Annotated in this window: 19 protein-coding genes; 14 read left to right on the forward strand and 5 right to left on the reverse strand. The window is 63.9% G+C overall.

The window, feature by feature from the left end; all coding sequences use genetic code 11:
- The first annotated feature begins 74 nt into the window (after positions 1–74).
- The 6 genes from fucP to F4U94_RS01440 are packed head-to-tail and all read left to right on the forward strand — an operon-like array spanning position 75 to position 6,486.
- Positions 75–1,313, forward strand: coding sequence for an L-fucose:H+ symporter permease (fucP, locus tag F4U94_RS01415; RefSeq protein ID WP_170267457.1), 1,239 nt, complete (start codon positions 75–77; stop codon positions 1,311–1,313).
- Positions 1,310–2,581 carry an aldo/keto reductase gene (locus F4U94_RS01420; protein ID WP_150424392.1) on the forward strand — a complete coding sequence of 424 codons (1,272 nt, stop codon included), beginning with the start codon at positions 1,310–1,312 and terminating at the stop codon, positions 2,579–2,581. Before fucP ends, F4U94_RS01420 begins: the two co-directional genes overlap by 4 nt.
- Positions 2,578–3,792, forward strand: a complete 1,215-nt coding sequence (locus tag F4U94_RS01425; RefSeq protein ID WP_120253090.1) for a UxaA family hydrolase — start codon at positions 2,578–2,580, stop codon at positions 3,790–3,792. The genes F4U94_RS01420 and F4U94_RS01425 overlap by 4 nt, the downstream gene beginning before the upstream one ends.
- Entirely contained in the window at positions 3,789–4,520 is a 732-nt protein-coding gene (locus tag F4U94_RS01430; protein ID WP_120253089.1) for an SDR family oxidoreductase, read from the forward strand. The genes F4U94_RS01425 and F4U94_RS01430 overlap by 4 nt, the downstream gene beginning before the upstream one ends.
- A complete protein-coding gene (locus tag F4U94_RS01435) occupies positions 4,520–4,864 on the forward strand; it encodes an L-rhamnose mutarotase (protein ID WP_120253088.1) in 345 nt (114 codons plus the stop codon). Before F4U94_RS01430 ends, F4U94_RS01435 begins: the two co-directional genes overlap by 1 nt.
- Before the next feature lie 11 nt (positions 4,865–4,875).
- Positions 4,876–6,486, forward strand: a complete 1,611-nt coding sequence (locus F4U94_RS01440; RefSeq protein WP_120253087.1) for a DUF5597 domain-containing protein — start codon at positions 4,876–4,878, stop codon at positions 6,484–6,486.
- 269 nt (positions 6,487–6,755) lie between these two features.
- Here the strand turns inward: F4U94_RS01440 and F4U94_RS01445 are convergent, their stop codons facing one another.
- Genes F4U94_RS01445 through F4U94_RS01455 form a run of 3 tightly spaced genes read right to left on the reverse strand, consistent with a single transcriptional unit; the run spans position 6,756 to position 9,161 of the window.
- Positions 6,756–7,748 (reverse strand): SMP-30/gluconolactonase/LRE family protein, encoded by a 993-nt coding sequence (locus tag F4U94_RS01445; RefSeq protein ID WP_120253086.1) that lies wholly within the window; start codon positions 7,746–7,748, stop codon positions 6,756–6,758.
- The gene (locus F4U94_RS01450) at positions 7,745–8,848 is read right to left on the reverse strand and encodes a Gfo/Idh/MocA family protein (RefSeq protein WP_150411818.1); all 1,104 of its coding nucleotides are present in this window, start codon (positions 8,846–8,848) and stop codon (positions 7,745–7,747) included. Before F4U94_RS01450 ends, F4U94_RS01445 begins: the two co-directional genes overlap by 4 nt.
- A 28-nt stretch (positions 8,849–8,876) precedes the next feature.
- Positions 8,877–9,161 (reverse strand): response regulator transcription factor, encoded by a 285-nt coding sequence (locus F4U94_RS01455; protein ID WP_282960126.1) that lies wholly within the window; start codon positions 9,159–9,161, stop codon positions 8,877–8,879.
- Between the two features lie 321 nt (positions 9,162–9,482).
- On the opposite strand from F4U94_RS01455, the gene F4U94_RS01460 reads away from it, so the two are divergent.
- Complete coding sequence (locus F4U94_RS01460; RefSeq protein ID WP_120253084.1) at positions 9,483–10,829, forward strand: GntT/GntP/DsdX family permease; 1,347 nt, start codon at positions 9,483–9,485, stop codon at positions 10,827–10,829.
- Positions 10,830–10,842: 13 nt separating this feature from the next.
- Positions 10,843–11,520 carry a FadR/GntR family transcriptional regulator gene (locus F4U94_RS01465; RefSeq protein WP_120253083.1) on the forward strand — a complete coding sequence of 226 codons (678 nt, stop codon included), beginning with the start codon at positions 10,843–10,845 and terminating at the stop codon, positions 11,518–11,520.
- Positions 11,521–11,542: 22 nt separating this feature from the next.
- Here the strand turns inward: F4U94_RS01465 and F4U94_RS01470 are convergent, their stop codons facing one another.
- Entirely contained in the window at positions 11,543–12,022 is a 480-nt protein-coding gene (locus tag F4U94_RS01470) for a gluconokinase (RefSeq protein WP_172598901.1), read from the reverse strand.
- Between the two features lie 226 nt (positions 12,023–12,248).
- On the opposite strand from F4U94_RS01470, the gene F4U94_RS01475 reads away from it, so the two are divergent.
- Together F4U94_RS01475 and F4U94_RS01480 are read left to right on the forward strand one after the other, a co-directional pair.
- Positions 12,249–15,272, forward strand: a complete 3,024-nt coding sequence (locus tag F4U94_RS01475) for a glycosyl hydrolase family 28-related protein (protein WP_120253082.1) — start codon at positions 12,249–12,251, stop codon at positions 15,270–15,272.
- A gap of 136 nt (positions 15,273–15,408) precedes the next feature.
- Positions 15,409–18,381, forward strand: a complete 2,973-nt coding sequence (locus F4U94_RS01480; protein WP_120253081.1) for a TonB-dependent receptor plug domain-containing protein — start codon at positions 15,409–15,411, stop codon at positions 18,379–18,381.
- A 155-nt stretch (positions 18,382–18,536) separates the two neighbouring features.
- Here the strand turns inward: F4U94_RS01480 and F4U94_RS01485 are convergent, their stop codons facing one another.
- The gene (locus F4U94_RS01485; RefSeq protein ID WP_197716464.1) at positions 18,537–19,685 is read right to left on the reverse strand and encodes a Gfo/Idh/MocA family protein; all 1,149 of its coding nucleotides are present in this window, start codon (positions 19,683–19,685) and stop codon (positions 18,537–18,539) included.
- 108 nt (positions 19,686–19,793) lie between these two features.
- On the opposite strand from F4U94_RS01485, the gene F4U94_RS01490 reads away from it, so the two are divergent.
- The 4 genes from F4U94_RS01490 (at position 19,794) to F4U94_RS01505 (ending at position 23,514) form a co-directional block, all read left to right on the forward strand.
- Positions 19,794–20,177: a c-type cytochrome gene (locus tag F4U94_RS01490; RefSeq protein WP_120253079.1), complete on the forward strand. Its 384-nt coding sequence runs from the start codon at positions 19,794–19,796 to the stop codon at positions 20,175–20,177.
- Entirely contained in the window at positions 20,174–21,235 is a 1,062-nt protein-coding gene (locus F4U94_RS01495) for a sugar phosphate isomerase/epimerase family protein (RefSeq protein ID WP_120253078.1), read from the forward strand. Before F4U94_RS01490 ends, F4U94_RS01495 begins: the two co-directional genes overlap by 4 nt.
- Positions 21,236–21,301: 66 nt before the next feature.
- Positions 21,302–22,606 carry an MFS transporter gene (locus F4U94_RS01500; RefSeq protein WP_120253077.1) on the forward strand — a complete coding sequence of 435 codons (1,305 nt, stop codon included), beginning with the start codon at positions 21,302–21,304 and terminating at the stop codon, positions 22,604–22,606.
- A complete protein-coding gene (locus F4U94_RS01505; RefSeq protein WP_120253076.1) occupies positions 22,603–23,514 on the forward strand; it encodes a hydroxypyruvate isomerase family protein in 912 nt (303 codons plus the stop codon). The genes F4U94_RS01500 and F4U94_RS01505 overlap by 4 nt, the downstream gene beginning before the upstream one ends.
- Positions 23,515–23,528: the final 14 nt, after the last annotated feature.

Here is a 23,528-nt window from a genome sequence, read left to right on the forward strand (position 1 = left end):
TAGCGTCCCTCCCCTGGCAGACCGGACCCGTAAAGGGCCGGTCTGCCTCTTTGGGTAGAAGAGAGGATGGTCTGATGCATAGGCAGGGTAACGGCATCGCACCGAGCAGGCCCGAACGCAGCAGCCCGATGGCCATGGTCCTGACCACGGGGCTTTTCTTCCTGTGGGGCGTGGCGAACAATCTGAACGATGTGCTGATCGCGCATTTCCGGCATGTGTTTTCGTTGTCGGATTTTCAGTCCGGACTGGTCCAGTCGGCCTTCTATCTGGGCTATTTCTGCTTCGCCATTCCGGCCGCGCTGGCCGCCGAGCGACTGGGCTACAAGGCCACGGTCATCATGGGCCTGTTGCTGTTCGGTGGCGGTGCGCTGCTGTTCCTGCCGGCGTCCGCGCAACTCAGCTACGGCTTCTTCCTTTTCGCCCTGTTCGTGATCGCCAGTGGCCTTGCTTTCCTGGAAACCGCCGCCAATCCCATGGTCGCGGTAATGGGACCGGCGGACAGTTCGGCGCAGCGGCTCAATCTGGCGCAGGCGTTCAATCCATTGGGGTCGATCACCGGCGTAGCGCTGGGCGCGACGCTGATCCTGTCCGATACGCCGGCGCAGGGCGCCGCGGGCGCAGCGGCCGTACGACTGCCTTATCTGGCCATCGCGCTGGTCGTGCTGGGCTGGGCGGCGATCTTGGCCTTCACCCGTTTTCCACGCGCCGCCACCCAGGCAGAGGGGCGCACCGGTCCGATCTTCGCGGGCTATGGCGCGCTGCTGCGGCGGCCTCGCTATCTGGCTGGCGTGGGCGCGCAATTTTTCTATGTCGGTGCGCAGGTCGGCATCTGGAGCTATCTGATCCGCTATGCCGAAGCCGTCGTTCCGGGCATCGGCGCGCAAAAGGCCGCCTGGCTGCTCACTTTGTCGCTGGCGCTCTTCATGATCGGCCGCTTCGCCGGGGCGGCTTTGCTGGCGCGCTTCGATGGCGCGCGGCTGATGGCGCTGTTCGCCGGTATCAACATCGCCTTGTCGCTTGCGGCGATCGGCGGTGGCATAGTCGGCCTCGTGGCGCTGGTCGCGACCAGCTTCTTCATGTCGATCATGTATCCGACCATCTTCGTCCTGTCCCTGCGCGACCTCGGCCCGCTGACCAAGCCGGGGGCGTCGATGATCGTCATGGCGATCATCGGCGGCGCGGTGCTGACCATGGCGATGGGACTGGTATCGGACCTGACCGGCACGATCCGCGCGGCAATGCTGGTGCCGGCGCTGTGTTTTGCGGTCGTGACTCTCTTCGCGCGCGCCAACCGACGGGAAGCGGCCGCATGACCGTTGCATCCTATCCGACGCTGGGCATGGGCACAGCGCCCATCGGCAATCTCTATCGCGTGGTGGAGGACGGCGAGGCGCAGGCGACGTTGAACGCGGCCTGGGACGCGGGCATCCGCTATTATGACACGGCGCCCCATTATGGCTTCGGCTTGGCCGAACGGCGGCTGGGCATGATGCTGGCTGCGCGCGACCCCGATGGCACGGCGATCGTTTCCACCAAGGTCGGCCGCCTGCTGGTACCGACCGATGCGCGGGGCGAGCGGCATGGCTTTGTCGATGCCGATCCCTATGCGCCGGTGTTCGACTATCGCTATGACGCGGTACTGCGCTCGTTCGAGGGCAGCCGCGCGCGGTTGGGTCGCGACCGGATCGACCTGTTGCTGGCGCATGATATCGGCCGGCTGACCCATGGCGATGATCATGGCCGCCACCTGCGCGCTTTCCTGGATAGCGGCTATCGGGCGATGCACGATCTGCGCGATGCGGGCGCGATCGGTGCGATCGGCATCGGCGTCAATGAAGTCGCGATTTGCGACGAACTGCTCGACCATGTCGAACTGGACATGATCCTGCTTGCCGGCCGCTATACGCTGTTGGATCGCAGCGCAGAGCGATTGCTGGCGCGCTGCGCCGATCTGGGTGTCCGGATCATCGTGGGCGGTCCCTATAATAGCGGCATATTGGCGCGCGACCTGAGTGGTCCGCTCCATTTCGACTATGCCGCGCCCAGCGAGGCGATCCTTGGCAAGGCGCAGCGATTGGCGCAGACCTGCGCCGAATTTGAGGTGCCGCTGCCCGCTGCCGCGCTGCAATTCCCGCTGCGCCATCCTGCCGTCGTCAGCGTCATTCCCGGTCTTGTCGGGCCGGATCAGGTCGCCGACACCATGACCCGCCTGTCGGTGCGATTGCCCGATCCGCTCTGGCCCGCGCTCGACGCTTCACTGAAAGATTCCTCCATGTTGCAGGACGATGCGCGGCTGATCCTGCTGCATCCTGACGATAATGTCCTCATCTGTGTTCGGCCGATCGAGGCGGGCGATATCCTGCCAGCCTCGGGCGGCACCATCCCGGCGCGCGAAGGCATCGCCATCGGGCATAAGGTTGCGCGCAATGCGCTGCATGCCGGGGACAAGGTGATCAAATATGGCGCACCGATCGGGTCGATGACGGCCGACGTGGCAACCGGCGACTGGGTTCACATGCACAATATGAAAAGCGACTATATCAGCAGCCATACCCGCACCGCGCTGGAGCCGGGGGCATGATCCGCGCCTGGCAAAGGCAGGATGGGCGCAAGGGCATCCGCAATGTCGTGGCGGTCGCCTATCTGGTCGAATGCGCGCATCATGTCGCGCGGCGGATCGTGGACAAGGCGGACGATCCCGACGTCCAGCTGATCGGCTTTCCTGGCTGCTATCCCAATGCCTATGCCGCCAAGGTGATGGAGGCGATCGTCACCCATCCCAATGTCGGCGGACTGGTGATCGTGTCGCTGGGTTGCGAAAGTTTCAATCGCGAGCGGTTGCTGGCGGTGGCGCGGGCCAGTGGACGCCCCGCCGAATTGCTGGTGATTCAGGAGACGGGCGGAACGGCGGCGACGATCGCGGCGGGCGTCGAAGCCGTCGGGCGCGTGCGCGCCGCCATTGCCGGCGTGCCGCGTGTCGCCATGGGCGTCGAGGAGTTGGTCGTCGGCACCATCTGCGGCGGGTCGGACGGGACCAGCGGCATCACCGCCAATCCGGCTGTGGGCCGAGCCTTCGACCGATTGGTTGCAGACGGCGCTGCCTGCATCTTTGAGGAAACCGGCGAACTGGTGGGATGCGAAACGATCATGGCCGACCGCGCCCGCACGCCCGCACTGGCGGTCGCGATCGAGCAATGCGTACAGAAAGCCGAACGCTATTACACCATCATGGGCTTTGGCAGCTTCGCGCCGGGCAATGCGGAAGGCGGCCTGACGACGCAGGAGGAAAAGTCGATGGGGGCCTATTCCAAGTCCGGCTCTTCCACCATCGACGGCATATTGAAGCCGGGCGATGTGCCACCGACCGGCGGCCTCTATCTGCTGGACGTCGTGCCCGATGGCGAGCCGCGCTTCGGCTTTCCGAACATCTCCGACAATGCCGAGATCGTGGAACTGATCGCGTGCGGCGCGCATCTGACGCTCTTCACCACCGGGCGCGGATCGGTGGTGGGGTCGGCGATTTCGCCGGTCATCAAGATCTGCGCCAATCCCGACACCGGCCGCCGTCTGGCCGCCGACATGGACGTCAATGCCGGGCGCATCCTGGAAGGGGAGGCGACGCTGGAACAGGTCGGTACGGAGATATACGACAAGGTGCTCGCCGTCGCGGCGGGTGAACGCAGCATCTCAGAATCCCTTGGCCATCAGGAGTTTATTTTGACTTACAAGGCTTTCGATCCCATCGGTCCCGACTGCTTGCCCACCAAGACCGCGATGGGGGCGCGCGCATGAGCGGGCGTCTGGAGGGCAAGGTCGCGCTGATCACCGCTGCGGCGCGGGGCATCGGTCGGGCCACGGCACAGCGTTTCGTGACAGAAGGCGCCCGCGTGATCGCGACCGACCGGGATGTCGATGCGCTCGAAGGGCTGGAGGGCTGCGAACTGCGCGCGCTTGATGCGACCGATGGTGCGGCGGTACGGGCGCTGGCGACTGAGGTCGGCCCTATCGATATCCTCGCCAACATTGCGGGCGTGGTCCATGCGGGCAACATCCTGGAATGCAGCCAGGAAGATTGGGATTTCGCCCTCTCGCTCAACATGACCGCCATGTATCACACGATCCGTGCCTTCCTGCCCGGCATGGTGGAAAAGGGCGCAGGCGCGATCGTCAACATGTCCTCCATCGCCAGTTCGGTGAAGGGCATCCCCAACCGCTTTGCCTATGGCGCGAGCAAGGCGGGCGTCATCGGCCTGACCAAGGCAGTCGCCGCCGATTTCGTGGGGCAGGGGGTCCGTTGCAACTGCATCTGCCCCGGCACGATCGACACGCCCTCGCTGCAACAGCGGTTGCATGACACCGGCGATTATGAGGCTGCACAGGCCGCCTTCATCGCGCGCCAGCCCATGGGTCGTCTGGGTCGCGCCGAGGAAATCGCGAATCTCGTCCTCTATCTTGCCAGCGACGAAGCCGCCTTCACCACCGGCGCGGTGCATGTGATCGACGGCGGCTGGATCAACTGATGCGGCATGTCCTGCTGATCGACCTGACCGACGAGGCGGAAGCCATCGCCCAATATGAGGCATGGCATGCCGCCGGTGCGCTGCCCCCGGCGATCGGCGCCAGCATCCGTGCCGCCGACATCGGCGCGATGGACATCTATCGCAGCGGCAACCGGCTCGTCATGCTGATGGAAACCGGCCCCGGTTTCGATCCGGCGGCCAAGGCTGCCGCCGATGCCGCCGACCCCGCGGTGCAGGCCTGGGAAGCGCAGATGGACAGCGTTCAGCGCCCGCTGCCCTGGGCCGCGCCCGATGCCAAATGGACGCTTGCCACCCGCATCTTCTCCCTCGACGAACAGCCCTGAAAGGCCCCATCATGACCCTTCCCCGGCTCTTGCTCGCCGCAGCCCTCCTGTCGTCCGCTACACCTGTCTTCGCGCAGGGCGACACCCCGCATATCGAGACGCGCAACGGCAAGCATGCGTTGATCGTCGATGGCGCGCCTTTCCTGATGCTGGGCGGGCAGATCAACAATAGCAGCAATTACGCCACGCCGCTGACGAAGGTCTGGCCGGTGCTGGACCGGATCGGCGCCAACACGGTCGAAGCACCGATCGCCTGGGAGCAGTTGGAGCCGAAGGAAGGGCAGTTCGACTATAGCTTCGTCCAGACCCTGCTCGACGAAGCGCGCCGGCATGACAAGCGCATCGTCCTGCTCTGGTTCGGCGCGTGGAAGAATACGGGCCTGGCCTACACCCCCGACTGGGTGAAGCTCGACAATCGCCGTTTCCCCCGCATGAAGACGAAGGACGGCAAGGATCATGGCGTCCTGTCGCCCCATGGCGCCGCGACGCTGGAGGCGGACAAGCGCGCCTTCCTCAAGCTGATGGCCTATATTCGCGACCATGACGCGCAGAACACGGTCATCATGGTTCAACCGGAAAATGAGGTCGGCAGCTACAAGAACCCACGCGATTACAGCGCCGCCGCGCAGAAGCTGTTCGACGGACCGGTTCCTGTAGCGCTGACCAAAGGGCTGAAGAAACAGGCCGGCAGCTGGGCCAGCGTCTTCGGCGATCAGGCCGACCGCACATTCAATACTTGGTACACGGCGCGCTATATCGAAGAACTGGCCAAGGCCGGCAAGGCGATCAAGCCGCTGCCCATGTATGTCAACGCTTCGCTCGGTGATCCCTTTGCCAAGCCCGATCCGATGGCCTTGTCGAGCGGTGGACCGCAGGGCGACGTGATCGATATATGGAAGGCGGCGGCGCCCTCGCTCGATCTGGCTGCGCCCGATATCTACGACCGGGCGAGCCGCAACGTTTTCAAACATCTCGACCTCTATACCCGGCCGGACAATGCGTTGATGGTGCCGGAAATCGGCAATGCGGCCGAATATGCGCGCTATTTCTGGGCAGCCTTGGGACGCGGCGCGATCGGCTTCGCGCCGTTCGGCATGGATGCCACCGGCTATTATAATTATCCGCTGGGCGCCAAGAGCTTCGACGACAAGACTTTGGACGCCTTCGCCGCCAAATATCGCGTCGTGGCATCCGCGCCCTGGGCGAAGATTGCCTTCGACCATCCGGTCTGGGGCACGGCCAAGCCGGACGATGGCGCACCCATCAGCACGACCATGGGCGACTGGACCATTACCGCCAGCTTCGGCCAGTGGCAGTTCGGCCAGCGCGAATGGTTCCCCAAGGCGGACCTGCCTGCATGGGCGACCGAACCGACCGGCGGCGTGGTGGTGGCGCAGCTATCGGCCAACGAGTTTCTGTTTGCCGGCGATCATGTCCGCGTCGCCTTCGATGCTAAAGAAGGCAGTGGGCCGGGCGGCATGGTCGTCAAGGTCGAGGAAGGCCATTTCGATAAGGGCGCCTGGGTGATGGATCGCATCTGGAATGGCGACCAGACCGATTATGGCCTGAACCTGATCGACCAGCCGGTCTGGATCAAGGTGACGATGGGCCGGTACAAGTGAAGCGCGTCACGCCTATTTTGAGGAACGCGAAGGTGAGCGGTTCACTCAAGTCGCAACGAAGCTGAATTATATGCCGTTCCCCGGCGCAGGCCGGGGTCCAGTTTCATGCTCCGAACTGGACCCCGGCCTGCGCCGGGGAACGGCAAGATGAAGGCTTGTCGGTATAAGATGAATTGCCCTTGGCCCATGCCGCCACGGGTGTAGCGTGCCGGTCATGAGCCGTCATTCCGCTCAAGCCATTCGTTTCGATGGAGCGGAGCCATACTGCGCTAAACCCGCAGCGATACCCTTGCCAGCCTATCCGACGCCGTCAGGAACAGGCTGGCGCCGTCCTTGCCGAAACAGATGTTGGCGACCGCCTTGCCGGTGCCGATCAGGCCCAGCGCATCGCCTTCCGGCGTGAAGATATGGACTCCACCCGGTCCGGTCGCGAAGACATGGCCACTTCGCGCCACCTTGATCCCATCGGGCAGGCCCGGCTGGCCTTGCGCCAGTGCCGCGCTGAAATCATGGAACAGGCGTTGCCCGGTCGGTCGTCCATCCGCACCGATGGCATAGGCGCGCACTTCCGGCTGCTTTTCGTCCGACAGCGCCAGATAGAGCGTCCGCCCGTCCGGTGCGATCGCCACGCCATTGGGACGGCGATGCGTGTCATCGATCAACGTCACCTTGCCATCGGGGGAGAGCATATAGAGGCCGTTATGCGGCAATTCGCGCAGGGCGGACTTATCCCCATCCGTAAAACCATAAGGCGGATCGGTAAAATAGATGATGCCCGACGGCGCGATGCACAGGTCGTTGGGGCTGTTGAAGCGCTTGCCATCGAACCGGTCGGCCAGGATCGTTCGCTTGCGGGTCCGAAGGTCGATATGCACGATCGCGCGTGTCCCGCTGTCCGCGGCGATCAGCGCGCCTTTCTTGTCGATGGTCAGGCCGTTCAGCCCGGCTTCGCGCACCCCCACTGGGATCACGCCCTGAAAACCGGCCGGCGAGAGGAAGGGCTTTGCGCCTTCGCCCTGCCGCCAGCGATAGACGATGTTCGCGGGCGGATCGCTGAACAGCAGATAATCGCCCTGCGGCACCCACACCGGCCCTTCGGCCCATCGGAAACCCTCGGCCAGAAATTCGACCGTTGCCGATGGTGGAAGGATGGCGTCCAGCTTGGGGCTGAGCCGCTTCACGAAGCCGGCCGGGGCAGGGGCCGCCATCGCCGCGACCGGCAGGCTAGCCAGACCCGCAAGCAATGTCCGTCGTGCGATCATGCGCCGATCCTGACGCCGCGGCCTTCGGCGGCACTGCGGTAGATCGCCTCGATGATCCGCAGGTCGGCCAGCCCTTCTTCGCCCGCGACGATTGGCGTCGCGCCGCTGATGATGCATTCGGCCATATGGTCCAGCTGTCCGGCAAACTGGGTCTTGCCTGTGGCGGGCAGAGTGCGGGGCGCCGTCACGCCATCTTTGCGGATCGTCATCATCTGTCCGGAATAGGAAGTCGCCGGTTCCATGTCGATCCAGCCCTGCGTCCCGCTGACCCGATAGCCATTGTGGGACGAGCTATAGCTGGAAACGCAATTGGCGACGATGCCGGATGGAAAGCGCAACAGGAAATTGATCTTGTCCTCCACCGTGCGGAATCGCGGATCGGATTTGTCGGTAGATTCGACCGCGCTTACCGCCACCGGCTCTTCCCCGGTCAGATAGCGCGCGGCATTCAGGCTGTAGATGCCGATGTCCATCATCGACCCGCCGCCGGACAGGGGCCGGTCGAGCCGCCACTGGTCCGGCCTGATCGGAAAACCATGATCGGCGGTGATGATCTGCGTCGGCCCGACATGCGCCGATCGGGCCAGGTCGATCGCCAGCCTGTTATAGGGTTCGAAGCGCGACCGATAGCCGATCATCAGCTTGGTGCCGGCCTTCTTGCAGGCGGCGATCATCGCCTGACATTCCGCCACGGACACCGCCATCGGCTTTTCGCACATCACATGCTTGCCGGCCTGCGCGGCGCGGATGCTATATTCGGCGTGCAGGCTGTTGGGCAGCACGACATAGACGACATCGATATCCGGATTGTCGCGAATGCGGTCGAATTGGGCATAGCTGTAGCGATGCGTTTTGGGGATGCCATAGTCCGCGCCATATTGGTCCAGCTTGGCAGGTGTGCCGCTGACCAGCGCCACCAGCCGGGCATGGTCGCATCCGGCGAAATTGGGCATGATCTGGCGCGTGGCGTAGGAACCCAGTCCGACGATCGCATAACCGATCTTGCGCGTCGGCGCCGTTGCCGCGCGGGCAGCCAGCCCGGTCAGCACCACGCCGGCGCCAAGCCCGGCCAATATTTCGCGACGGGAACCGGTCGTCATGCCATCCCTCCCAATAACGAACGGTGGTTCAATCGGCGATACGGATCAGGGCCGGACGCAGCCAGCCCAGATTGCGGGCAGCGATCGCCGCCTGGGTGCGGTTGCGGACATTGAGCTTGCGCATCAGCGCGGTCATATGGACCTTCACTGTGGCCTCCGCCATGCCCAGCTCATAGGCGATCTGCTTGTTCAGCAATCCCGAATGAACGCAGCACAGAACCTTCATCTGAGTCGGGGTCAGGCGAGGCGGTTCGGCGCCCCTATGGTCGATACGTCCAAATTCCTGCTGATCGAGACTATCGTGCAAATTCATCGCGAAGTGCATCCGTCCTCTCCCTGTTCGGTCCGCCATAGGGTGCGCCAGCTTTTTGGCCTGCTGGCTGCATCGGACTCGGTAACGCTAACAATAGTGGAATCAGTCAGACAGCTTCAAGTAAAAAATGCGATGGCTTCACGAAATATCTAGGCTGATGCTAAATATCCTCTATAATCTGTCTAACAGATTTTAAGCCGCCAGGAGCGGAATCGCTGTATTTCAGCGAAAGATGAAGGGGGAGAGGATGGCGCTATCAATCCGTCGTTCGGCGATGTTCGCCGATTTGGGTGTCTCCGCTGGTCGCAGGGGACAGGCGCGATGAGTCCGGCGGACTATCGGCTCGTCCTGGCCGCCATCGTGGGCATCGCTTTATCCATCGTCCTTATCATCCGGGGGCGTCTCCACCCCTTTGTCGGCCTGCTCTGCGGCGCCTTCACGGTCGGGTTGCTCGCGGGCCTGCCGATGGAGGAAACGGCCAAGGCGGTCGAAAAGGGCGCAGGCGCCATTTTGGGCGGGACCGGGCTTGTCGTCGCGCTGGGCCTTGGCCTAGGCGCGATGCTGCAATTGTCGGACGGTGCCGGTGGTCTGGCGCGCGCCGCACTGCGACTGTCGGGCGTACGCGGCGCGCCTTGGGCCAGCCTTTTCACCGCGATCGTCATCGGCCTGCCGCTCTTCTTCGAAACGGGCCTCGTTCTGCTGCTGCCCATTGTCGCCTCGGCGGCGGCGGCGCTGCCAGCGGGGCAGAATGGCGACACCGCCAAATTGCGCCTGATGCTACCCGCGCTGGCGGGCCTGTCGGTCGTCCATGCACTTGTGCCGCCGCACCCCGGCCCGCTATTGGCGGTCAACGCGCTGGGTGCCAATCTCGGCCTCACGCTTCTCTACGGCCTCATCATCGGCATCCCGACCGCGATCATCGCCGGCCCGTTGCTGGCGCGCTTCACGGCGCCGGGCGTCAAACTCAACCCGCCCTTGCTCGATCCGGTCAAGATCGACGTCGTGGCCCCCTCGGTCGGTCGCACGCTGACCGCCGTGCTGCTGCCCGTGGTGCTGATCGCCGCCGGCCAGGCCGTGGCCTTATTGCCGCCCGCCATCGCCGCCCATTTCCACTGGCTTTCCTGGATCAGCGATCCCGTCGTCGCCCTGCTCGTCGCGGTGCTGGTGGCGCTGCCCCTGCTGTTCGGCCGCCGCATCACCGACCGCACCATCCAGAACGCGATCTGGACCGAAGCGATGACGCCCGCTGGCGGCATCATCCTGGCGATCGGCGCGGGCGGCGCGCTCAAGCAGGTGCTGGTGACGGCCGGCCTGTCCGACATGCTGGTGCGCATTGCGCAGGGCGGCGCGATCTCGCCGATCCTGCTTGCTTGGGGCGTATCCGTCTGCATCCGCTTGGCTACCGGATCGGCCACCGTGGCGACCATCACCACCGCGGGCGTGATGCAGGGCTTGGTCGCAGCGTCGGGCGTGGAACCGGAATGGATGGTCCTTGCCATCGGCGCCGGCTCGCTCTTCTTCTCCCACGTCAACGATCCAGGCTTTTGGCTGGTCAAAAGCTATCTGGGCACCGACATGCCCGGCACCTTCCGCACCTGGTCGATCATGGAGACGGTGGTGGCGATCGTCGGGCTGCTATTGGTGCTTGTCGCCAGCAGCATCTTCTGACTAGGCAGACATTATGAGCCAGGCGCGCCTTTCCGATCATGTCTATGCGCAGATCGTCGATATCATAAAGTCGGACGATCTGGAGGTCGGCGCGCGCCTGCCGGCCGAAGCGCGGCTGGCGGAAATGTTCGGCGTATCGCGCGCGATTGTGCGGGAAGCGCTGATGCGGCTGGCGTCGGACGGGATTACGGAGGCGCGGCGCGGCGCCGGATCCTTCGTCAAGAGCCGCCCGTCCGATCGGCTGTCCATGTTCATGCCGTCCACCGAATTGCCCACGACATTGGGCAGTTATGAAGTGCGTTTCGTGCTGGAGACGGAGGCGGCGCGCCTTGCCGCGACCCGCCGCACCGTGCAGGAAATGGCCTATGTCGAAGAAGGCATGGAGATGCTGCGCGCCGCGCTCCTGTCCAGCGAACCGGCCCATGTCGAGGATATGGAACTGCATCGCCGCATCGCCGAAGCGACAGGCAATCCCGCTTTCCTGATCGCCTTCGATGCGTTGCATGGCGATGTGGACAAGATCATGCGGGCTGGCGTCGATATCAGCCGGTCCCGTCCACCCGACGTCATCGCCACGATGCTGCGCGAACATGAGCAGATCGTCGCGGCCATCCGCGCGCAAGACCCCGAAGGCGCGGCGCTCGCCATGCGTTGGCATCTATGGGAAGGGCGCCGTCGCCTGATGCCCTGATTTCGGGATTTTATGGTGCGGCTCAGCGCAGCCAGGCCATCACCCTGTCCCGCAACGCTTCCGGCGCGATATCGGTGGTCAATATCATCGTGCGCGCATCAGGTTCCGGCCGCTCCAATGTCGCAATCTGGCTGTCCAGCAGGGTCGCAGGCATATAATGGCCAGGCCGGTTACCCAGCCGCGCCAGCAATTGCTCCCGACTATTGTCCAGCAGCACGAACCGCACATGGTCGCCGATCGTGGATCGCAACCGGTCGCGATAGCTTTCCCGCAGCGCGGAGCAGGCCGCGACCGCCGCGCCATATGTCTCACTCGCTGTCGCAGTCGCGCTGCCCAACCGGTCGAGCCAGGGCCAGCGATCCTCGTCCGTCAGCGGCTGTCCCCCGCGCATCTTGGCGATCGCGTGCGGTGAATGGAAACTGTCCCCCTCCAGAAACGGGCAAGCCAAGGCGTCTGCCAGCAGCGCTCCCAGCGTCGATTTTCCGCAACCGCTGACGCCCATGACGATGACGGCCAGCGATTGCGACCGGGCAGGATTGGCTGATGAAGGCAGTGATGACGGCACGGGGGCGTCCCTTGCAGGCGAACGAGACCCGGTGGGCATCGTGGTGACAGGCTTGCCTATAAAAGGGCGGACAGGGGGCTGGAAACTACGACCTTTGTCGCAAGTGCCAAAGCCTGCCCCGCCTTCTAGCCCTGCACGCACGATAATATTTGGAGAGGCGGCTATGATCCGACGCACTATGATCGCGGCTTTGCTGGCAGCGACGACCCTGACCGCACCTGCCTGGGCCGCCGGTCCTTCCGTCTTCCCGACGGCCCCCGACGAACCCCATGCCGTCACGGTCAAGGCAAAGGGCGACGGCAAGGCGGATGACAGCGCTGCGATACAGCAGGCGTTCGATCAGGCTCGCGACAAGACCGGCCATGGCCTCGTTTTCCTGCCGTCGGGCACCTATCGCATCACCCGATCGCTGATCGTGCCGGCGGGCGTGCGCGTCTATGGCGTCGGGCCGACCCGGCCGGTCATCCTGCTGGGCGCCAACACGCCGGGTTTTCAGCAAGGCGTATCGACCATGGTCATTTTCGCGGGCGGCGACCAGTATAAGGTGGGCAAGGTACCGGTTCCGGTGCCAACCGTCGTACAGCGCGACAAAATCGTTCGCGATGCCAATTCTGGCACTTTCTATTCCTCGATGAGCAATGTCGATATCGAGATCGGCGCAGGCAATCCGGCGGCGGCCGGCGTGCGCTTCCGCATGGCGCAACATGCGTTCCTCAGCCATATGGACTTCCGCTTGGGCACGGCCTTTGCCGGCGTCTATCAGGCCGGTAACCTTATCGAAAATGTCCATTTCCAGGGCGGTCGCTATGGCATCGTCACGGAAAAGACGTCACCCGCCTGGCAGTTTACCCTGCTCGATTCCACCTTCGACGGCCAGCGTGACGCGGCGATCCGCGAGCATGAAGTCGACCTGACCCTGGTCAATGTCGCGATCCGCAACACGCCCGTCGGGATCGAAATCGATCGGGGCTATGGTGACAGCCTTTGGGGCAAGGATGTGCGCTTCGAAAATATATCGAAGGCCGGCGTCATCATTTCGAACGAGAAGAATGTCTTCACCCAGATCGGCTTCGAAAATGCCCTCGTCGAAAACAGCCCCGTCTTCGCCCGTTTCCGCGACAGCGGCAAGACGATCGCGGGCAAGGGCAAGGCCTATAAGGTCGCCAGTTTCTCCTATGGCCTCGCCATCCCGGATCTGGGTCAGACCGGCGACTATAAGATCGAAGCCGACATTCGGTCCTTGCCCGCCATGCCCGCGCCGCGCGAAGCCGCCATCCGCGACCTCCCGCCGATGGCGGAATGGACCAATATCCGTTCTTTAGGCGCGATGGGCGACGGCAAGGCCGACGATACCGCCGCGATCCAGAAGGCGATCGACAGCCACCGGATCCTCTATTTCCCGACCGGCTTCTACAAGGTGACGGACAGACTGACGCTGCGTCCGGACAGCGTACTGATCGGCCTGCATCCCGCCATAACTCAGCTCTATATTCCCGACGACAATCCCGCCCATGCCGGCCTCGGTCCTGTGGTGCCGATCCTGGAAAGCCCCAAAGGCGGCGACAATATCCTGTCGGGCCTTGGCCTCTTCACCGGCCGCATCAACCCGCGCGCATCCGCGCTGCTGTGGCGGTCGGGCGAAAAGAGCCTGGTCGAGGACGTCAAGATCATGGGCGGCGGCGGCACTCCGACCGCCGATGGGAAGATGCTGGGCGCGCTGCGGGTCAATACCGGCGATCCTCTCACTGACGGGCGACTTGACGCGCAATATCCCAGCATCTGGGTGACGGACGGGGGCGGTGGCACCTTTGCCGACGTGTGGAGCCCCAACAGCTTCGCCCAATCGGGCCTGCACATCACCAACACCAGCACGCCCGGCCATGTCTATGAAATGTCGGTCGAACATCATGCACGCAACGAAATCGTCCTCGACAATGTCCAGAATTGGGAGTTCCTGGCGCCGCAGACGGAACAGGAAGTGGATGACGGGCCGGACGCCATCTCGCTCGACATCCGCAATTCGAAAAATCTGCTGTTCGCCAACTATCATGGCTATCGCGTGACCCGCACCTATGCGCCCGAAAAGAGCGCGGTGAAGCTCACCAACTCCAGCGACATCCGGTTCCGCAACGTCCATATCAATGCCGAAAGCGGATTTGCAACGTGCGACGATGAAGGCTGTGGCACCTTCCTGCGCGCCAGCAAATATCCGTTCGACAATGCGATCGAGGATGTGAGCCGCAAGCAGGTCGTGCGCGAGCGGGAATTTGCCAGCCTGAACATCGGCGCGGCCGACCGCAAGATCCCGGCCGCCGCGCCCGGCAGCGCCAAGGTCGAGAAGCTGGAGGACGGCTTCTGGTCGATATCCGGCGCGGCGGTGGATGCGAAGGGGGCGCTCTACTTCATCGACCGCCGCTTCCAGCGCATCCATCGCTGGACCGAGGCCAAGGGGCTGGAAATCGTGCGCGACAATGCGCTCGACCCGGTCAATCTGGCGATCGACGGGTCCGGTCATCTGCTGGTCCAGTCCTCTCTGGGAGCGAAGGGCGGCGTCTATTCGCTCGATCCGGACGGGCCGAAGGATCAGATGACCCTGATCCAGCCGACTCCGATGCGCACGGGCGCCGCGGCAAAGACGCTGTTGCCGGTCAACTGGTGGAATAATGGCGAGTTCCGGGATCAACTGGATCACAAGACCTATGAATTCACCACGCTCGCCGAAATGTTCGCGCGCGATGTCGGCACCGCCAAGACGAAGGAATATCTGTCCCCCGACGGCAGCCTGTCCTTGCCCGCCTTCCGCACATGGCAGCAGGGGCCGGTCGACCATACGGGATGGCGCTGGTCGGATAGCCTGAACGCGAACGGGTTCGTCGGCGGCAAACCGGGCGAACGCCTGTTCGTCACCAACGGGTCGGAGAATGTGACCTATAGCGGCACCGTGGGAGCGGGCGGCACGCTGACCAACCTCAAGCCCTTTGCCAATCGCGGCGGCGAGAGCGTCGCGGTCGACGGCCAGGGCCGTGTTTATGTCGCCAATGGACAGGTCTTCATCTATGGTCCCGATGGCAAGGAAACGGGGCGGATCGACGTGCCTGACCGTCCTTTGCAGATCCTGTTCGGCGGGCCGGACAAGCGGACGCTCTTCATCCTGACGCATCACGCGCTCTATGCGGCAAAGCCCTGAAATCAGGGCTTGGGCAGGCATCTACGACCTATGTCGTAAGTGCAGCCGACCGGGCGCGGCGATAGGCTTTGCATAATCGCCCGCCATGGGCGGCACCGGCTCCGGGAGGGTAGCCGGATATAAAGGGGAAGGATCAATGAAAGTGACGATCGCAATCCATCGGCAATTGGCCGGCGTCAGCCTGGCGGCGGTGGCGACCATGGCCCTTGCCGGTCTGGCGCAAGCCCAGACGGCACCGGCGCCGCAAGCCCAGAGTATCGCGCCGCAGGATCAGGCCGATGCCGCCGCGCCCCGTGCCGCCGATATCATCGTCACCGGATCGCGCATCACCACCAGCGGTTTCAACGCGCCCACGCCGACGACCGTGATCGGCGAAGAGCAGATCGCCAACAATGCGCAGCCCAATATCTTCAACACCATCGCGCAGCTGCCCTCGCTCCAGGGATCGACCGGCGCGGCGACCGGCACCTTCAGCACGTCGAGCGGCCAGCAGGGCCTCAGCTCCTTCTCGCTGCGCGGCCTTCAGCCCATCCGCACCCTGACGCTGCTGGATGGCCAGCGCGTCGTCGCCGCCAACGTCACCGGCGTGCCGGACATCAGCATGTTCCCGCAACTGCTGGTCAAGCGCGTCGATGTCGTGACCGGCGGTGCTTCGGCTTCTTACGGCTCGGACGCGGTCGGCGGCGTCGTCAACTTCATCACCGACACGCGTTTCGAGGGGTTCAAGGGCAATATCCTGGGCAGCATCACCAAATATGGCGATGATGAAACCGCTCTGGTGCAGGCGGCCTATGGCAAATCCTTCATGGACGATCGCTTGCATCTCGTGCTGAGCGGCGAATATGATCATGAAGGTGGGGTGGGTGCCGGCGATTTCGGCACGGATCTGGCCGGCAGCCGCAACTGGTATCGCGCCACGACGCTGATGAACACCGGCATCACAAATAACGGCCTGCCGCAGTTCAACTATCGCGACTATGCGCAGCCCTATCAATATGCGCGTTATGGCCTCATCAACAACGGTCCGTTGCAGGGTATCGCCTTCGCCCCGGATGGCACGCCCTATAATTTCAACTATGGATCGAACGGCAGGCCGACCGGCACTGGCGCTGTCACCAACTGCTATCGCGGCAACAGCTTCTGCGAAGGCGGCGACCTGACGGGCGCGCCGGGTTCGGGCGCCTCGCTCAAGTCGAAACTGGAGCGCATCAACGGCTATGGCCGGATCGGCTTCGACTTCGCGCCGGATAATGAGGCCTATGTCACGGTCAATGTGGCGCAGGTGAAGACGAACAATCAGCCAAGCCCCGGCTATGGCCGTGCCAGCCTGACCGTCCAGTGCGCCAATCCCTATCTGCCCCAGTCCGTCCGCACCGCCTGCGCCACGGCGGGCATCACCTCCTTCGGCTTCGGGTCGAGCAACGCCTCCTTCCCCGATCCGCAAGTCTATACCGATCGCAAGCAATATCGCTTCGTCGGCGGGCTGAAGGGCAAGTTCGATCTGGGCGGCACCGACTGGAATTATGACGCCTATTATGAACATGGCATCACCATTTCCGACATCCGGGTTCGCGATATCGTGTTGCAGAACCGTTATGTCGCCGCGACCAACGCGATTACCCTGAACGGCGCGATCGTCTGTGCCGATCCGGTGGCGCGCGCCAACGGGTGCCAGCCGATCAACATCTTCGGCAATTTCGCGCCGTCCGCGTCGGCGCTCGCCTATGTCGCGCCGCATGAAAACGGCCCGTTCCAGCATACGAAGCTGACGCAGGACGTCGCCAGCCTGAACTTTTCGGGCAACCCCTTCGACCTGTGGGCAGGACCGGTATCGGTCGCCTTCGGTGGCGAATATCGCCGCGAATTCTACCGGGTGAACGCCGACCCTTACGGCGCCGGCGTATCGCCGCTCAGCCCCAACAGTCCGGCCTATCCCGCCGACCCGCTGCTCAATGCGCAGCTGGGCAGCAACTGGGCGGCCGGCAACTACAAGAACGGCCGTGGTAAATATGAAGTCTATGAAGGCTATGTCGAAGTGGATCTTCCCATTTTCGACAGCCAGTCGATCGGCCGTGCCAATCTGAACGCGGCGGGGCGTGGCACCCATTACAGCACGTCCGGGACCGTATGGACCTGGAAGGTCGGCGGCACCTGGGACACGCCGCTCAGCGGCCTGCGCCTGCGCGCAGTCACCTCGCGCGACGTGCGCGCGCCCAACCTGTCGGAATTGTTCGCAGCGCCCACGGTCACGACCCTGCCGAACTTCAACGATCCCTTCCGCAATCAGGCGGTTCAGGTTTTCCAGAATGTCGTCGGCAACACCAATTTGCGTCCGGAAGTCGCACGGAACACCGAACTGGGCGTCGTACTGGCCCGCCCGGAATGGCTGCCCGGCCTCAGCCTGTCGTTCGACTATTACAACATCAAGCTGAGCGGCGTGGTTTCCAGCCTGTCCGCCGACCAGATCGTGCGTTTCTGCTTCGAAGGCAATCAGGCCTTCTGCGGCGGTTTCCAGCTGGACGGGGCGCAGGGCACCAACTTCGTCAATGTCCAGCCGTTCAACCTGGCCTCCTGGAAGACCAGCGGTTTCGATATCGAAGCAAGCTACCAATGGCAGCAGCCGCTCGGCCTGCCGGGCAGCTTCACCGTTCGTGCGCTGGGCACCCATATCCAGAAATTCGTGGTCAGCGCCGGGATCGCCGGCGTCGATCCGGTCGATCAGGCCGGCGCGAACAATGGCGCTACGCCCGACTGGAAATGGCTGGCGGTACAAACCTATGATAGTGGCCGCCTGACCCTGACGGTGCAGGAGCGCTGGTTCAGCGATGGTACTTTCGGCAATCAATATGTCGTTTGCCAAACCTCCTGCCCGGTATCGACCGGCAATCATCCGACGATCGACCGCAACAAGATGAAGGGGGCATTCTATGTGGATGTCGGCGCCACCTTCAAGCTTAACGATCAACTGAGCATCTATGGGAAGGTCGATAATCTGTTCGACAAGGATCCCGTCGCATCGCCCCAGACCAATACCGGTCTGGATGTCAACCCGGCGCTCTACGACACGCTGGGCCGCATCTATCGCGCAGGTGTTCGTTTCAACTTCTGATTGCTCCCCGATGTCCCCCCAAAACTCGTCCCGGTCCTGCACGGCCGGGACGTTTCTTTTTCGCAGCCTGTTACGGGTCTGCCGATCGAAGGAAGCGATCGTCGCCGGCCCCCTGCACCATGCCATCGCGGACGGGCAGGGGGCGACGATCAGGTTCAGCTATGCGTGACCGCACTCCATTTCTGGTCGGACGCGGCGTTGGCGATCACGGTTTCGACGAAGGCCATGGTCCGCAACCCCGCCTCGATCGACGGGAAACCGTCGGCTGCGTCGCTGTTGCCCGTCCGGATGCGCGCGGCAAAGCTGCGATAGAGATTGGCGAACGCCTCAATATAGCCCTCGGGATGACCCGCCGGCGTGCGCAGGCGCGGCAGGGTGGATGGCGCCAGGCCCGGCCCACCGGCCCGCACCAGCTCCGCGGGGCGATCCAGCCAGCGCAGCGTCAACGTGTTCGGTTCCATCTGCGACCATTCCAGGCCGCCCTTCTCGCCATGGATACGCAGTTTCAGTCCATTTTCATCGCCCGCCGCAATCTGGCTGGCCTTGAGCGTGCCGCGTGCGCCGCCGTCCAGTCGCAGCAGCACGGCGACATCGTCGTCCAGCCGCCGACCCTCGACATGGATGGTCAGGTCCGCGCACAATTCGCGCACCCCCAGCCCCGAAACATGCTCGGCAAGGTGGAAGGCATGGGTGCCGATATCGCCCAGGCACCCACCAAGGCCCGCGCGCGCCGGATCGGTGCGCCATTCGGCCTGCTTGTTGCCGTCGCGGTCGATCGGCTGGCTCAGCCAACCCTGCGAATATTCGACCTGCACCAGCCGGATCTTGCCCAAATCGCCGCGTGCCACCCGCGCCCGCGCCTCTTCCACCAGCGGATAGCCGCTATACGTGAAGGCAAGACCGAACTGGCGGCCGGACCGCTCCGCCGCCTGCGCGATCAGCCGGGCTTCCGCCGAACTGAGCGCCATCGGCTTTTCGCAAAAGACGTGAAAGCCCGCGTCCAGCGCCGCGATGGCCATCGGCGCATGCAGATGATTGGGGGTCACGATGGAAACTGCGTCGATCCGCTGGTCGGCCGGCAGCGCGGCTTCGGCCACCAGCAGCGCATCGAGCGAATTATAGACCCGCGCCGGCTCTATGCCCAGCGCGGCGCCCGACCGCCGGTTCCGCTCGGGATCGCTGCTGAACGCCCCGGCGACCAATTGCCATTCGCCGTCCAGCGCGGCGGCGGCGCGATGGATCGCACCGATGAACGCGCCTTCGCCTCCGCCGACCATGGCCAGGCGCAAAACTCCTGTCGTCATCTCTCTCCTCCTTTGTCTCATGCAACGTTAGCGCAATCATTCTGGTCTTGATCTCACATGATTTACCGGTAAATTAATAGCAAGAATAAACAAGATGGAGAGTCGAGGATGCGCAGGGTAGCGAACCTCAATCTGACGCTGATCGCGGGCATCGCGACGGCTATCATAATAGCAGCCAGCACCGCGCAAGCCGGTGCGCAGACGCCGCCGCCGGCTTTCGGCGCTTGCCGCGCTTGCCATAATGTCCAGAAGGATGGAAAAAGCGGCATCGGCCCGAATTTGAACGGGGTAGCGGGTCGCCCGGCGGCATCCTTGCCCGGCTTTACCTATTCGGCTGCGCTCAAGGCGTCGAAGCTGCGCTGGGACGATGAGAGCCTGGACGCCTTCCTGGCCGCGCCGATGAAGAAAGTGCCCGGTACCCGCATGCCGATCGGCACGGCTGATCCTGCCAAGCGCGCGGCCATCATTACCTATCTGAAGAGCTTGAAATGACGCAGCAATATGGCATGCGCGGCCCCGCCGTCTTCCTCGCCCAGTTCATGGGTGATACGGCCCCCTTCGACACGCTGGACAATGCCGCGCGCTGGATGGCGGCGGCGGGTTACAAGGGCATACAGGTGCCCAGCAACGATCCGCGCTGCATGGATCTTGCGCTGGCAGCGGACAGCCAGGATTATTGCGACGAACTGGCCGGCCGCTGCCGCGAGGCGGGCGTCGAGATTTCCGAACTGTCGACCCATTTGCAGGGGCAGCTGGTCGCGGTCCATCCGGCCTATGACGCGGCGTTCGACAATTTCGCGCCGCCTGCCTTGCGCGGCAAGCCTGCCGAGCGGCAGGCCTGGGCGGTCGATCAGCTGAAACTGGCGGCAAAGGCCAGCCGGCGTCTGGGGCTGAAGGCGCATGCGACCTTTTCGGGCGCCTTGGCCTGGCCCTTCATCTATCCTTGGCCGCAACGTCCGGCAGGTCTGGTCGAGGAAGCCTTTGCGGAATTGGGTCGGCGCTGGCTGCCGATCCTGGATGCGTTCGAGGAAGAGGGCGTTGACCTCTGCTACGAACTGCATCCGGGCGAGGATCTGCATGACGGCCTGACCTTCGAGCGCTTCCTGGACGCGGTCGGCGGCCATAAGCGCGCCAATATTCTGTACGATCCCAGCCATTTCGTGTTGCAGGCGATGGACTATCTTCAGTTCATCGACATCTATCACGACCGCATCAAGATGTTCCATGTGAAGGATGCGGAATTCAACCCGACGGGCAAGGCCGGCGTCTATGGCGGCTATGCCGACTGGGTCGATCGCCCCGGTCGCTTCCGCTCGCTGGGTGATGGGCAGGTCGATTTTACCGGCATCTTCTCGCGCCTGACCCAATATGGCTATGATGGCTGGGCCGTGCTGGAATGGGAATGCTGTCTGAAGCATCCGGAAGATGGCGCGCGCGAAGGCGCTCCCTTCATCGAGGCGCACATGATCCGGCGGCCGGAACGGGCTTTTGACGATTTCGCCGGCGGCGGCGATCCCGCCAACAATCGCCGCTGGCTGGGACTGGACTGACAGTAGCGCACATCAAAAGCCCCGATAACAGGCATCGGACGGGGCAAAAAGGGTAGAGGAACGGGCATGACGGGCATAAACCGGCAAAGGCTATTTTGGCTGAGCGTATTGGCGCTGTTCACCGCGTCGATGAGCGCCTCTTTGCGCGCGGCGGTGGCAAGCAGCCTGAAGGCGGAATGGATCGACCCGATCGCACCGATCGCGGCGGGTGAGATGATCGGCGCAGCGCTCGGCTCGGCCTTTCTCGGCTTTTCGATCACGGTTTTCGTGGTCAGCGCGTTTCTCGACACGCTCGGCATCCGCCGCGTCCTGATCGGCTGCGGCGTCGCCTTCCTGATCGGCACGACGCTGATCGTGGGCGCGGGCGCCTTTGCCAGCGGCATGGCGGTCTATCATCTGGTGTGGCTCGGCATGCTGCTGTCCGGCATCGGCTGGGGCTTTGCCGAAGCGTCCATCAATCCGCTGACCGCGCGCCTCTATCCCGAAGACACGACCCATCGCCTCAATGTGCTGCACGCCTGGTATCCCGGTGGCCTGATCGTCGGCGGGCTGGCCGGCGTGTTTCTGGCATCCGCCCTGCCGTGGCAGGCGATTATGGGTCTTGCCTATCTGCCCGCCATCGGCGTCATCCTGATCGCCGCGACCACGACATTCCCCGAAACGCCCAAGGCCGTGGGCGACGCCGGCATGAAGGAAATGATGCTGGAAGTCGTCCGCCGCCCCAGCTTCTTCATCTGGTTCGGCGCCATGTTCCTGACCGCTTCGTCCGAACTGGCGCCGGGCCAGTGGATCGACGTCGCGCTCAGCAATCGCGTGGGCATGCGCGGCATCCTGCTGCTGGTCTATGTCAGCGCGCTGATGTTCGTCTTCCGCCATTTTGCGGGGCGGATCGCTGGCCGCCTGTCCAACCCCGGTCTGCTCTGGGTGTCCAGCCTGCTCGCCGCGATCGGCCTGTTCCTGCTGTCGCAGGCGCAATCGCCGGTTTCCGCGATCCTGGCTTCGACCGTCTGGGGCCTTGGCGTCTGCGCCATGTGGCCGACCATGCTGGCTTCGGTCGCCGAACGCTATCCGCGCGGTGATGCCTGGGCGCTGGGGCTGGTTGGATCGGCCGGCGCGCTGGCCAGCTTCTTCGTCCTGCCGCGCCTGGGCGAAATGTTCGACCAGGCGAAGGTGGAGATTGCCGGCGGTCCCGAGGCTTTCACCCGCCTGACCGGCGAAGCGCTGCGCACGGTCGAGGATGCCGCCGCATCGCAGTCCTTCGCCCGCCTGACCTTCGTGCCGTTGATCCTGCTGGTCGTCTTCGGCGGCGTCTGGCTGGCGGAACGGCGCGCCGATCGCCGGGCAGCGCGCGTGACGGAGCGCGCGGCATGAGCCTGTCGCGCCGCGCGATGATCGCGGCCGGCCTTGCGACCGCAGCAGCCCCCGCCATCGCCGCCGCCGGAAAGGGCCGTTCCAACGCCGCCCATTTCTCGCTCGCCTACGCCCCGCATGAGGGCAGCTTCGCCAGCCGGGGTGGCCTGCTCGAACAGATCGCCTACGCCGCCGATCAGGGGTTTACCGCTTGGGAAGACAATGAAGCGCGCAGCCGCCCCGTCGCACAGCAGGAAGCCATGGCAAAGGCGCTCGCGCAGCGCGGCATGACCATGGGCGTCTTCGTCGCCTCCATGCCCAAATGGGCCGATTTCCGCCCACTCTTGGGTAGCAATGACGATGCCGAGCGCGAAGCTTTCCTGGCCGATGTCCGTAGTTCGGTCGAGGTCGCCAAACGCCTGAACGCCAAACACGCGACCGTCGTCACCGGCTTCATGGATCGCAAGCTGCCGCAGGATATCCAGACTGCCCGCATCATCGACTGCATGCGCCGCGCCGGCGATATCGTTGCGCCCCATGGCCTTGCGCTGGTGATGGAGCCGCTCAACACCCGGACCAATCATCCCGGCGTCTTCATGCAGTCGATCGCGCAGGGCTATGCCGTCGCGCGCGGCGCCAACAGCCCTGGCGTCAAGATTTTGGCGGATCTCTATCATGAACAGATTCAGTCGGGAAACCTGATCCCGACGCTGGACGCCTGCTGGGAAGAGATCGGCTATATCCAGTTCGGCGACAATCCGGGCCGCAAGGAACCGGGCACGGGCGAGATCAACTATGCCAACATCGTCCGCTGGCTGCGCGGCCGCGACTATGGCGGCGTGATCGGCATGGAACATGGCAATTCGGTAGCCGGGCGCGAGGGCGAGGATCGACTGATCGCCGCCTATCGCGCCATCGACAAAGCATAAAAGAGGAGGAGGCG

This window comes from Sphingobium limneticum (genome assembly GCF_008710155.1).
Taxonomy (GTDB): Bacteria; Pseudomonadota; Alphaproteobacteria; order Sphingomonadales; family Sphingomonadaceae; genus Sphingobium; species Sphingobium limneticum.